Genomic DNA, 12,601 nt, shown 5'->3' with positions numbered 1-12,601 from the left:
CCCTGTCGCGGTGGGATTTTCTCGGTTGCCGGGCCCCAGGACCGGTGCTGAAGTGCCTCCATGGATCACACGGCGGTACGGGACCTGTTCGACCGGCAGCTGCGGCGCGAGGCGCGGCCCGACGAACCGGGGGCGCGGGTGGAGCGGATCGGCGACGTCGTGCGCCACGTCGGGCCCCCGGAGGGCTGGAGCGCGGTGCTCTGGTCGGACCTCGACGAGCACACCGCCGACGCGGCGATCGCCGAACAGGTCCGATTCTTCGGCGAGTTGGGCCGCGACTTCGAGTGGAAGACGTACGGCCACGACCGCCCCGCCGACCTCCCCGAACGCCTGACGGCGGCCGGTTTCCTGGCCGAGGCCCCGGAGACCCTGCTCGTCGCGCGGACGGCAACCCTCCCCCTCGACACCGCACCCCCTCCAGGAATCCGTCTGCTCCCCGTCACCGAGGACGCGCACGTGGAACTGGCCGCGCGGGTGCACGCGAAGGCCTTCGGGGACAGTGGCACGCGCCTCGCCCACCAACTGCGCACCCAACTGGCCCAGGCCCCGGACACCATCCCCGCGGTCGTCGCGCTCCACGGCGACGAACCGGTGAGCGCGGCCCGCATGGAACTCCACCCCGGCACGGCCTTCGCGAGCCTGTGGGGCGGCGGCACGGTGCCGCAATGGCGGGGCCACGGCATCTACCGCTCCCTCGTCGCCTTCCGCGTACGCATCGCGGCCGAGCGCGGATTCCCGTACGTACAGGTGGACGCCTCGCCGTACAGCAGGCCGATCCTGGAACGGCTGGGGTTCGCGGCGGTCGGGACGACAACGCCGTATGTGTGGGAGCCCGACCCCGCCCGGTAGCCGGTCGCGCCGCATCTCTTGACGACTGCGGACCCTCCTTGAATTACTGATCACCAGCAGGGCAACCGAATGATCGGTCGGGAGTTTCGGGAGTGCGTGCGATGGCGTCGACGGCGACGGACTGGTGGGACGAGGGCGAGCGGCTCGGTCTGGACGAGTTGCGGGGGCGGCAGTTGGAGGGGCTGCGGTGGACGTTGCGGCGGGTGTATGAGCGGGTGCCGTTCTATCGGGAGGCGTTCGACAAGGCGGGGGTGCGGCCGCAGGACTGTCGGTCGCTGGCGGATCTGGGGCGGTTCCCGTTCACGGGCAAGGCGGATCTGCGGGCGAACTATCCGTTCGGGATGTTCGCCGTGGAGCAGTCCAAGGTGCGGCGGTTGCACGCGTCGAGTGGGACCACCGGGGTGCCCACGGTCGTGGGGTACACCGAGGGTGATCTGTCGGTGTGGGCGGACGTGGTGGCGCGGGCGATCCGCGCGGCGGGCGGCAGGCCGGGGCACAAGGTTCATGTGGCGTACGGGTACGGCCTGTTCACGGGTGGGCTGGGTGCGCACTACGGGGCGGAGCGGCTCGGCTGCACGGTGATTCCGGCGTCCGGTGGGATGACCTCGCGGCAGGTGCGGCTGATCCTGAACCTGAGGCCCGAGATCATCATGGTGACGCCCTCGTACATGCTGACCCTGCTGGACGAGTTCGAGCGGCAGGGCGTCGATCCGCGCACCACGTCCCTCGAGGTCGGCATCTTCGGTGCGGAGCCGTGGACCGAGGAGATGCGGCGCGAGATCGAGGAGCGGGCGGGGATCGACGCGGTCGACATCTACGGGCTGTCCGAGGTGATGGGGCCGGGTGTCGCGCAGGAGTGCGTGGAGACCAAGGACGGGCTGCACATCTGGGAGGACCACTTCTATCCGGAGGTCGTCGATCCGATCACGGGTGAGGTGCTGCCGGAGGGCGAGCACGGCGAGTTGGTGCTCACGTCCCTGACCAAGCAGGCGATGCCCATCGTCCGGTACCGGACGCGGGATCTGACGCGGCTGCTGCCGGGGACGGCGCGGCCCGCGTTCCGGCGCATGGAGAAGATCACCGGGCGCAGCGACGACATGGTGATCCTGCGGGGCGTGAACCTGTTCCCCACGCAGGTCGAGGAGATCGTGCTGCGCACGCCGGGCGTCGCCCCGCACTTCCAGCTCCGCCTCACCCGCGAGGGCCGCATGGACGCGCTCACGGTGCGCGCCGAGGCCCGGCCGGACGCGACGCCGGAGGAGCGGGACGCGGCGGCGCGGGCCATCGCGGCCGGGATGAAGGACGGCGTGGGCGTCTCGGTGGCCGTCGAGATCGTCGAACCGGAGTCCCTGGAGCGCTCGGTGGGCAAGATCAGGCGCATCGTGGACGAGCGGAATTCCTGAGCCGTACTACCTCACTCGACGTACGCCTGCGTCAGACGTCGTACGGAGTTTCACACAGTCGTTCGCACACGCACGGTGCTCCGCCGACTACCGCCTCATACGCTCGACCTCATGACTCACATCGCACCCAACTCGCCCACAAACAGCGACAGTTCGACCATCTTCGAGAAAATTGGCGGCGCCGACGCCGTCGGCACGGTCGTGGACATCCTCTACGACAGAATCCTCGCCGACGAGGAGCTCGCGCCCTACTTCATGGACGTCGACCTCGACCGTCTCAAAGAGCACCAACGCCTCTTCGTAGGGCAGGCGTTGGGTTCCACCGAGATCTATCCCGGCCGCGTCATGGCGCACGCGCACGCCCCGCTGGCCATCACGGACACCGCCTTCGACCGCGTCGTCGACCACCTCGGGGCCGCGCTCGCCGAGGCCGGCGTCGACGAGGCCACCATCGGCACGATCGCCGGCACGCTGAGCCCCTTACGGAAGGACATCGTCACGGCCTGACCGCGGGGCGCGCAGAAGCGGTGGCGCGACGCCGCCGGGCCGCCGTACGGTGGATGACGTACCGCATCGCACGGCGGCCTCCGACACCCACTCCGTATCCGGAGGTCCCGCATGTCCGCCCAGCCAGCGGTACGCCCCTTCCGCCGCGCCGACCGCGACCAGTTGACGACGCTGATCAACGCGCATGTCGCCGCCGTCGTCCCCGGCCTCTCCGTCTCCGTGAACACCGTGCTGAGCAGCCTGGAACGGCAGCCGGACGAGTTCGTCACCGACCCGTGGGTCGCCGAGCGCGTCACCCTCGTCGCCGAACAGCGCGGCCATCTCGTCGCCGCGGCACACCTGCTGCGCTACCGCGACGACGCCTCGGTCGGCTCCGAGTACCGGGACGCGGCCGAGATCGGCTGGTTCCTGCACCGGCCGCCGTCCTCGCTCTGGCCCGGCGCCGAGAAGGCCACCGACCTGCTGATGGCCGGCTGCCTCACCCAACTCACCCGCTGGCGGCCCCGCGCGCGCTACGCGGACGGCGCGCTGCCCGCCCCCGCGATCTACGGACTGCCCCGCCCCTGGCCGCACATCCGCGAGGCGTACCTGCGGGCCGGGTTCCGGCACACCGGCGGCACCGAGGTGGTGCTGATCGCGCGGGCCGACGAACTCCCCCGGCCGCGGGCCCGCCAGGACCTCGCCTTCGAGCGCACCCTCGGCGAGTCCGGCACGCGCTTCACGGCGTACGCCGACGACGGGGACGCCGTCGGCTTCATCGAGGTCGACACGGCGCTCGGCCGCCCGGAGCGCATCGGCCAGTCACCGGGCCTCGCCGACATCGCCAACCTGCACGTCGCCGCGACCGAGCGCGGCCCCGACCTGGCGCACCAGCTGCTCGCGGAGGCCGCCGACTGGCTGCGCCTGTGCGGCGCGGACCGCGTCCTGGCGTACGAGGACGCGGGCGACGCCGCGGCGATCGGGCTGTTGCGCAGCGCCGGGTTCCGGGAGTTGACGCGGACGGACCGGGGGTGGCGGCTGACGCCCGGGTAGTGCCCCTCCCCGCAGGGCTACTCCGTCAGCCGGTCCCGCAGTTCCCGCTTGAGGATCTTGCCGGAGGCGTTGCGCGGGAGCTCGTCCACGAACACGATGCGCTTCGGCGCCTTGAAGTGGGCGAGCCGCTCGCGCGCGTGGGCGATCAGCGCCTCCTCCGTCACCTCGACCTCGGCGGAGCGGACCACGACGGCGGTCACCGCCTCGATCCACCGCTCGTCGGGCAGCCCGACGACGGCGGTCTCGGCGACGGCCGGGTGGGTGTAGAGGGCGTCCTCGACCTGGCGTGAGGCGACGAGCACGCCGCCGGAGTTGATGACGTCCTTCACCCGGTCGACGACGGTGAAGTAGCCCTCGCTGTCGCGCACGGCGAGGTCTCCTGACCTGAACCAGCCGTCCCGGAAGGCCTGTTCGGTCTCCTCGGGCTTGTCCCAGTAGCCGTCGCAGAGCTGCGGGGAGCGGTAGACGACCTCGCCGGGCGTGCCGTCGGGCACGTCCTTGCCGTCGTCGTCGACGACCTTCGCCTCCACGAACAGCACCGGCCGCCCACAGGAGTCCATCCGGCCCTCGTGCTCGTCGGGTCCCAGGACGGTGGCGAGCGGGCCGATCTCGCTCTGCCCGAAACAGTTGTAGAAGGCGAGTCCGGGGAGCCGGGCACGCAGCCGTTCCAGGACCGGTACCGGCATGATCGAGGCGCCGTAGTACGCCTTGCGCAGCCCGCTCAGATCGCGGGCGGCGAACTCCGGGTGCTGGGAGAGCCCGATCCACACCGTGGGCGGCGCGAACAGGCTGTCGGCCTGCCCCGTCTCCACCAGGTCGAAGACCCGGTCGGCGGCCGGCGCGTCGAGGATCGTGTTCGTGGCGCTCACCGCCAGGTACGGCAGCAGGAACACGTGCATCTGCGCCGAGTGGTACAGCGGCAGCGCGTGCACCGGCCGGTCCGTCTCCTTGAGGTCGAGGGCGTGGATGGCGCTCACGTACTCGTGGACGAGCGCGCGGTGCGACATCCGGGCGCCTTTGGGGAGTGCCGTGGTGCCGGAGGTGTAGAGGAGCTGCGTGAGGTCGTCGGCGTCCGGGGATTCCCCGTCGTACGGGGCGGTCGCGGCGAGCCGCGTGAGGAGCGTGTCGTCCGCCTCGCGCAGCGCCAGCACCCGTACGTCGCCGGGGAGCCGGTCGGCGATGTCGGGGTCGGCGAGGACGAGCGAGGTGCCGGACTGGCGGACGATGTACGCGAGGTCGTCGCCGGTGAGGTTCTGGTTGACGGGGACGTGCACGAGGCCCGCGCGGGCGCAGGCGAGGAAGCCGATCAGGTAGGCATCGGAGTTGTGCCCGTAGGCGCCGACCCGGTCGCCGGGCGCGAGGCCCTCGGCGCGCAGGGCTCCGGCCGCGCGGGAGACGGCGTCGTCGAGTTCCTCGTACGTCCATGAGCGCGGCCCGTAACGCAGGGCGACGCGCGCCGGGGTGCGGCGGGCGCTGCGGCGCAGGACTCCGTCGACGGTGCTGGTGGCGGCTGCGGCGGCGGTTGACCTCGTCATGGCGTGATCCTGCGGGGTCGCGGGGGCGGGGTCAAGGTGTGCGTGTCATGGGCCGGTGCGGGGCTCTCGGCACGGGACATACCGGTTGGTACGCTCTGGCGCACCTCGCACCGCTCAACCACCTCTGTCCGCAGCACAGTTGGGAGCACGATGCGCACACGCCCAGGACACAGACGCCTCGCGGCCCTCGGGGTCGCCGCCCTGCTGACCGCGCTCACCGGGACGGCCTCCGCGTCGTCCGCCGCCGCCGAGCGCGGCGGGCATCCGCGTGGCGGCGGCCTCTCCGCCACCATCCGCTACACCGAGTACGGCATCCCGCACATCGTCGCCAAGGACTACACGAACCTCGGTTTCGGCACCGGATGGGCGCAGGCCGCCGATCAGGTGTGCACGCTCGCCGACGGGTTCGTGACGCTGCGCGGGGAGCGCTCGCGCGCGTTCGGCCCCGACGCGGCGCCCGACGGCTCGCTGTCGTCGGCGACGAAGAACCTCTCAAGTGACTTGTACTTCAAGGGTGTTCGCGAGGCGCACACCGTGGAGAAGCTGCTCGACGTGCCCGCGCCGGCGGGTCCGAGCCGCGCCGCGAAGGACGCGATGCGCGGCTGGGCCGCCGGGTACAACGCGTGGCTCAAGCAGAACCGGATCACCGACCCGGCGTGCGAGGGCGCGGACTGGGTGAAGCCGATCACCTCGCTCGACGTGGCGACGCGCGGCTTCGCGCTCGCGGTGCTCGGCGGTCAGGGGCGCGGCATCGAGGGCATCACGGCCGCGCAGCCACCGACGACCACCACATCGCAGGCCGCCCCCAGCAAGTCCGACGTCGCCGACGCCGCCCGCGAGTTGTTCGAGCAGGACGACTCCGACATGGGCTCGAACGCGGTGGCGTTCAGCGGCGCGGCGACCGCGAACAAGCGGGGCCTGCTGCTCGGCAATCCGCACTATCCGTGGCAGGGCGGCCGCCGCTTCTGGCAGTCGCAGCAGACCATCCCCGGCGAACTCGACGCCATGGGCGGCTCGTTGCTGGGCAGCACCGGCATCTCGATCGGCCACAACGCGCACGCCGCGTGGAGCCACACTGTCGCGACCGGCGTCACCCTCAACCTCCACCAGCTGACCCTCGACCCGTCCGACCCGACGACGTACGTGGTCGACGGCGAGAAGGAGAAGATGACGAAGCGGGACGTCACCGTCGCGGTGAAGGGTGGCCCGGACGTCACCCGCACCCAGTGGTGGACCCGCTACGGTCCCGTCGTCACGAACCTCGGCGCCTCGCTCCCCCTCCCCTGGACGGCCACGACGGCGTACGCCCTGAACGACCCGAACGCGGTCAACCTGCGCGCGGCGGACACGGCGCTCGGCTTCAGCAAGGCCCGTTCGACGGCCGACATCCTCGCCTCGCTGCGCCGCACGCAGGGCCTGCCGTGGGTGAACACGATCGCCGCGGACTCCGGCGGGCACTCGCTGTTCACGCAGTCGCAGGTGCTGCCGCGGATCACCGACGACCTCGCGGCGCGCTGCTCGACGCCGCTCGGCAAGGTGACGTATCCGGCGTCCGGCGTCGCGGTCCTGGACGGTTCGAAGACCGACTGCGGGCTCGGCAGGGACAAGGACGCCGTGCAGCCGGGCATCATGGGCCCGTCCAGGATGCCGGTGCTCAAGGACGCCCCGTACGCGGAGAACTCCAACGACAGCGCGTGGCTCGCCAACGCGGACACGCCGGTCACCGGCTACGAGCGGGTCTTCGGGAACATCGGCACGCAGCGCTCGATGCGGACGCGCGGCGCCGTCGAGGACGTCGCGGGCATGGCCGACAAGGGCGGCCTGACGGTCGCGGACCTGCAACGCCAGCAGTTCGCCAACCGGGTGCCGGCCGGTGACCTCGCGGCGGCGGACACGGCGAAGGCGTGCGCGGCGCTCCCGGGCGGCACGGCAACCGGCAGCGACGGCACGGCGGTTGACGTGTCGAAGGCGTGCGACGTGATCGGCGCGTGGGACCACACCATGAACACCGACAGCCGGGGCGCCCTGCTCTTCGACCGGTTCTGGCGGAAGCTGACGGGGGCGGTGCCCGCGGCGCAGCTGTGGAAGGTGCCGTTCTCGGCGTCCGACCCGGTGCGCACCCCGAACACCCTCAACACGCAGGCCCCGGGTTTCTCCACCGCACTCGCCGACGCGGTCGCCGAGTTGAACGCGGCGAAGATCCCGCTCGACGCGAAGCTCGGTGACCACCAGTTCGTGACGCGCGGCGGCGAGCGCATCGCCGTGCACGGCGGCACGGAGTCGCTCGGCGTGTGGAACAAGGCCGAGTCGGTGTGGAACGCGGCGGGCGGCGGCTACACCGATGTCACCACCGGGTCGAGCTACATCCAGGCGGTCGGCTGGGACGGCGGGCGCTGCCCGGTGGCGCGCACCCTCCTCACGTACTCCCAGTCCTCGAACCCGAATTCGCCCCACTACAGCGACCAGACCCACCTCTTCTCTCAGAAGAAGTGGGTCAAGGAGCGCTTCTGCGAGAGCGACATCCTCAAGTCGCCCGCGCTGAAGGTGGTGCGGGTGCGCGGCTGACGGACGGGACGTCGCGGACCCGGGTGGTCTCAGACCGCCCGGGTCCGGCCCTCCCAGTACGGGTCGCGCAAGCGGCGCTTGTAGAGCTTGCCGTTGGGGTCGCGGGGCATCGTCTCGATGAAGTCGACGCTCTTGGGCCGCTTGTAGCCCGCGAGTTGGGTCTCGCAGTGGGCGAGGATCTCGGCGGCCAGGGCGTCGTCCGCCGCCCGGCCCTCGGCGACCTCGACGACCGCCTTGACCTCCTCGCCCCAGTCGTCGTGCGGGATGCCGAACGCGGCGGCGTCGGCGACGGCCGGGTGGGTGAGGAGCGCGGACTCGATCTCGGCGGGGTAGATGTTGACGCCACCCGAGATGATCATGTCGATCTTGCGGTCGCGCAGGAACAGATAGCCGTCCTCGTCGAGCACGCCGAGGTCGCCGACCGTGAAGAAGTCGCCGATGCGGTTCTTCTTCGTCTTGCCCTCGTCCTTGTGGTACGAGAATCCGCCGGTCTTCATCTTCATGTAGACGGTGCCGAGTTCACCGGCGGGCAGCAGCTTACCGTCGTCGTCGTAGACCGCCAACTCGCTGATGGGCCAGGCCTTTCCGACCGTGCCCGGCTTCTTCAGCCAGTCCTCGGCCGTCGCGAACGCGCCGCCGCCCTCGCTCGCCGCGTAGTACTCCTCGACGCAGGTCCCCCACCAGTCGATCATGGCGCGCTTGACGTGGTCGGGGCACGGCGCGGCGCCGTGGATCGCGTGCCGCATGGACGTCACGTCGTAGCGGTCCTTGACCTCCTGCGGGAGCGCGAGGAGGCGGTGGAACTGGGTCGGCACCATGTGGGTGTGCGTGCACTTGTGGGTGTCGATGAGGCGGAGCATCTCCTCGGGCGTCCACTTGTCCATGAGGACGACGGGGTGCCCGATGTTCAGGGCGGCGCCCGCGAACTGGAGGACGGCCGTGTGGTACAGCGGGGAGCAGACGAGCGCCACGTTGCCGTCGAACGGCTTGATGCCGAAGATGCCGAGGAACCCGCCGAGGTACGCCTCCTCGGGCAGCTTGCCCTGGAGCGGACGCCGGATGCCGCGCGGGCGGCCCGTGGTGCCGGACGTGTAGTTCATGACCCAGCCGAGCGTGCGGTCCTCCGGCTCCGACTCGGCCTGCCCGTCGAGGAGTTCGGCGTACGGGCGGAAGGTGTCGACCGTGCCCACCGCGTACCGGTGGTCCTCCGGGAGCCCCGCCTCGTCCGCCGCCGAGCGGGCCGCGTCGGCGAACCGCTCGTGCGCGATCAGCACCTTGGCGCCCGAGTCCGAGACGATCCAGGCGATCTCGGGTCCTACGAGGTGGTGGTTGACCGGTACGAGGTAGAAGCCGGCCTGCGAGGCGGCGAGGTAGGCGGTGAAGAACTCGACGCTGTTGGGGAGGACGACGGCGAAGGCGTCGCCGCGTTCCAGACCGGCCGCGCGCAGGCCGTGGACCATCTTGTTGGCGGCGGCGTGCAGGCGGCCCGCCGTCCACGGTTCGCCGTCCGGGGCGGTCATGACTGTGCGGTCGGGGTCGGCGGTGGCCTGGGCCCAGAATCCGTTGGGGGGTGTGCTTGTGCTGGTCACTCGTTCACTCACCGTCCTGCGATCTTGTTGATGCGGTCGATCGCCTTCTCGAAGCCGCGCGTCAGGTCGTCGAAGACCGCCTGGACGCTGCGCTCCTCGTTCATCCGCCCGACGATCTGCCCGACGGGCGTGCCGAGCAGGGGCTCCACCTCGTACTTCTGGATCCGGGACACGGCCTCGGCGACGAGCAGGCCCTGCAGTGGCATCGGCAGCGGTCCGGGGCCCGTCGGGTCGTCCCACGCGTCGGTCCACTCCGTACGCAGCTGACGCGCGGGCTTCCCGGTCAGGGCGCGGGAGCGCACGGTGTCCCCGGAGCCCGCCGCGAGGAGCTTGCGGGTGACGGCGGGCGAGTGCATGTCGGCCTCGGTCGTCGTCAGCCACACCGAGCCCAGCCACACACCCTGCGCGCCGAGCGTGAGCGCGGCGGCGACCTGCTGGCCGCTGCCGATGCCACCGGCGGCGAGCACCGGCAGCGGGTCGACGGCCTCCACGGCCTCCGGGGTGAGCACCATGGAGGCGATCTCGCCGGTGTGGCCGCCGGCCTCGTAGCCCTGCGCGACGACGATGTCGATGCCCGCGTCCGCGTGCTTGCGGGCGTGCTTGGCGCTGCCCGCGAGCGCGGCGACGAGGACGTCGTGCTGGTGGGCGCGGGCGATGACGTCGGCGGGCGGCGAGCCCAGCGCGTTGGCGAGGAGTTTGATCGGGTAGTCGAAGGCGACGTCGAGTTGGCTGCGGGCGACCTGTTCCATCCAGCCGGTGATGCGCCAGCCGGACGCCTCGCCCTCGGCGAGCTCGGGGACGCCGTACTTGGCGAGGGTGTCCTGCACGAACTTCCGGTGCTCCGGCGGAATCATGGCCTCGATGTCGGCCTCGGTGACGCCTTCGACCTTCTTCGCGGGCATCACGACGTCGAGGCCGTACGGCCGGCCCTCCGCGTGGGCGTCGAGCCAGTCGAGGTCGCGTTTGAGTTCGTCGGGTGCCGCGTAGCGGACCGCACCGAGCACGCCGAAGCCCCCGGCCCTGCTGATGGCCGCGGCCACCGCAGGAAACGGCGTGAAGCCGAAGACGGCGTGCTCGATCCCCAGTTTCTTGCTCAGCTCCGTCTGCATGCGCGCAGGATGCCGCAGCGCGCCGGACGACGGAAGGGGTTTTCTGATGCGGCGTCAGATTCTTCGCTTCGTTCTTCACTTCGCGGGCATGCCGCACGGGTGTTGACACGAGGCAGCGCTGACAGCGAAGTTTCATCCGACTCGGCAGATCCCGAAAGAATTTTTCAGAAGGGCCTCGTCCATGAGCGGAGCACCCGAAGCAGCGGACAGACCACGCGGAGCCGGCGAACCCACTGGCTCCGGCCTCACCCGGCGGCAACTCGGCGCCGCGGGCCTCGCGTTGGGCGGCGCCCTGGCCGTCGCCCCGTTCCCCGCGGGCCCCGCCGCGGCCGCCGCCTCCGACTCCGGCTCCGCCGCCCACCGGCCCACGCTGCGCCGCGGCTCCCCCGAGCGCGCCGGGCTGCTCGCGGGCCATCTGCGGCAACTGGTCGCCGACGCCGAGAAATACCTCGGCACCTACCCGGGCGGCCCCAAGCACCCCTGGTACGCGGGCGCGGTGCTGCTCGCGGGGCGCGGCGGCACGGTCGCGCTGCACCAGCCGATCGGCAAGGCGGTGCGCTACTCGCACTACGACGACACGACGGACACCGGCATCGAGTTCCCGGCCGAGCAGCAGATCGACATGGCGCAGGACACGGTCTTCGACCTGGCGTCCGTGTCGAAGCTCTTCACGTCGATCCTCGCCGTGCAGCAGATCGAGCGCGGCGACCTGGACCTCGAGGCGAAGGTCGCCTCGTACCTGCCGGACTTCGCGGGCGGCGGCAAGCAGGATGTGACCATCCGTCAACTGCTCACGCACACCTCGGGTTTCCGCGCCTGGATCCCGCTCTACAAGGAGCCGACCCGCGAGGGCCAGATCGCGCTGATCTGGAAGGAGACCCTCCTCAACGCGCCCGGCACCAAGTACCTCTACTCCGACCTCAACCTCATCTCCCTCCAACTCGTCCTGGAGAAACTCACCGGCAAACCCCTGGACGTCCTGCTTCGCGAGCGGATCACGGGGCCGCTCGGCATGCACCGCACCCGCTACAACCCGCCCGCCGCCTGGAAACCGAAGGTCGCGGCGACCGAGGACGCGCGCGCCCCGTGGTCGGGGCTCGACCGGGGCCTGGTGTGGGGCGAGGTGCACGACGAGAACGCGTTCGGGCTCGGCGGCGTCGCCGGCCACGCGGGCGTCTTCTCCACGGCGTGGGACCTGGCCGTCCTCGGCCGTACGCTGCTGAACGGCGGGGTCTACGGCGACGCCCGCATCCTCTCCGAGAACTCCGTCGACCTCATGTTCACGGACTTCAACACCGACTTCCCCGGGGACGAGCACGGCCTCGGCTTCGAGCTCTACCAGCACTGGTACATGGGCGCGATGGCGACGCCGCGCACGGCGGGCCACACCGGCTTCACCGGCACGTCCCTGGTCCTCGACCCGACGACCGACTCGTTCCTCATCGTCCTCGGCAACTCCGTGCACCCCGTGCGCAATTGGCGATCCGGCTCCGCTCCCCGGGTCGCCACGGCCAACGACATGGCGCGCGCGGTCGCCGTCCGGCCCAAGCACGGGCGCACCGCCTGGTTCTCCGGCATGGCGAGCGCCACGTCGGCGACCCTGACACTGCCCGACCTGCGCCTCGCCTCGCCGAAGTCCCGCCTCACCTGCGACCTGTGGTGGGACACGGAGCCGCACTCCGACTTCCTGTTCCTGGAGTCGTCGACCGACGGCGGCGCCACGTGGCAGGCACTGCCGTTCACGACGGACCGCTCCGACACCCATCCCACGGGCGCGGTCGACGGCTACGCCGACCGCGCCTGGCACCGCCTCTCCGCCGACCTCGCCCCCTTCGCCACATCCCCCCTCCGCCTCCGCTGGCGCTACGCGACGGACCAGCTGTACGTCGGCCGGGGCGCCTACGTCGACGGCATCCGCGTCCTCGACGGGGCGGACGTGGCCTTCGACGAGGCACGCCCGGCGGACGCGTCCCGCATCGAGGCGAAGGGGTGGACGGCGTCGCGGGACTGAC

The 12,601-nt window shown here is 71.4% G+C and carries 9 protein-coding genes; 6 read left to right on the top strand and 3 right to left on the bottom strand.

The window, feature by feature from the left end; genetic code table 11:
• The first annotated feature begins 60 nt into the window (after positions 1-60).
• From RBJ65_RS35080 to RBJ65_RS35065, 4 genes are all read left to right on the top strand, one after another.
• Positions 61-849, top strand: coding sequence for a GNAT family N-acetyltransferase (locus tag RBJ65_RS35080; protein WP_306319457.1), 789 nt, complete (start codon positions 61-63; stop codon positions 847-849).
• Between the two features lie 101 nt (positions 850-950).
• Positions 951-2,252: a phenylacetate--CoA ligase PaaK gene (gene paaK / locus RBJ65_RS35075; protein ID WP_306319456.1), complete on the top strand. Its 1,302-nt coding sequence runs from the start codon at positions 951-953 to the stop codon at positions 2,250-2,252.
• A gap of 111 nt (positions 2,253-2,363) precedes the next feature.
• Entirely contained in the window at positions 2,364-2,759 is a 396-nt protein-coding gene (locus RBJ65_RS35070) for a group 1 truncated hemoglobin (protein WP_306319455.1), read from the top strand.
• Positions 2,760-2,870: 111 nt separating this feature from the next.
• On the top strand, positions 2,871-3,791 hold the full coding sequence (locus tag RBJ65_RS35065) for a GNAT family N-acetyltransferase (protein ID WP_306319454.1): 921 nt from the start codon (positions 2,871-2,873) through the stop codon (positions 3,789-3,791).
• Positions 3,792-3,808: 17 nt separating this feature from the next.
• Here RBJ65_RS35065 and RBJ65_RS35060 read toward each other — a convergent pair whose 3' ends face one another.
• Positions 3,809-5,326, bottom strand: coding sequence for an acyl-CoA synthetase (locus tag RBJ65_RS35060; RefSeq protein ID WP_306319453.1), 1,518 nt, complete (start codon positions 5,324-5,326; stop codon positions 3,809-3,811).
• Between the two features lie 150 nt (positions 5,327-5,476).
• Between RBJ65_RS35060 and RBJ65_RS35055 the strand changes: the two genes are divergently transcribed.
• A complete protein-coding gene (locus tag RBJ65_RS35055) occupies positions 5,477-7,891 on the top strand; it encodes a penicillin acylase family protein (RefSeq protein ID WP_306319452.1) in 2,415 nt (804 codons plus the stop codon).
• A 29-nt stretch (positions 7,892-7,920) separates the two neighbouring features.
• Here the strand turns inward: RBJ65_RS35055 and RBJ65_RS35050 are convergent, their stop codons facing one another.
• Together RBJ65_RS35050 and RBJ65_RS35045 are read right to left on the bottom strand one after the other, a co-directional pair.
• The gene (locus tag RBJ65_RS35050) at positions 7,921-9,480 is read right to left on the bottom strand and encodes an acyl-CoA synthetase (RefSeq protein WP_306319451.1); all 1,560 of its coding nucleotides are present in this window, start codon (positions 9,478-9,480) and stop codon (positions 7,921-7,923) included.
• An 8-nt stretch (positions 9,481-9,488) separates the two neighbouring features.
• On the bottom strand, positions 9,489-10,589 hold the full coding sequence (locus tag RBJ65_RS35045; protein ID WP_306319450.1) for a nitronate monooxygenase family protein: 1,101 nt from the start codon (positions 10,587-10,589) through the stop codon (positions 9,489-9,491).
• 181 nt (positions 10,590-10,770) lie between these two features.
• Here RBJ65_RS35045 and RBJ65_RS35040 point away from each other — a divergent pair, with 181 nt between their 5' ends.
• A complete protein-coding gene (locus RBJ65_RS35040) occupies positions 10,771-12,600 on the top strand; it encodes a serine hydrolase (RefSeq protein WP_306319449.1) in 1,830 nt (609 codons plus the stop codon).
• Position 12,601 lies beyond the last annotated feature (1 nt).

The sequence above is a fragment of the Streptomyces sp. KL109B genome, assembly GCF_030766935.1.
GTDB lineage: Bacteria > Actinomycetota > Actinomycetes > Streptomycetales > Streptomycetaceae > Streptomyces.
Note: the sequence above shows the minus strand (reverse complement) of the source record. Positions and strands in the feature narration are given on the sequence as shown.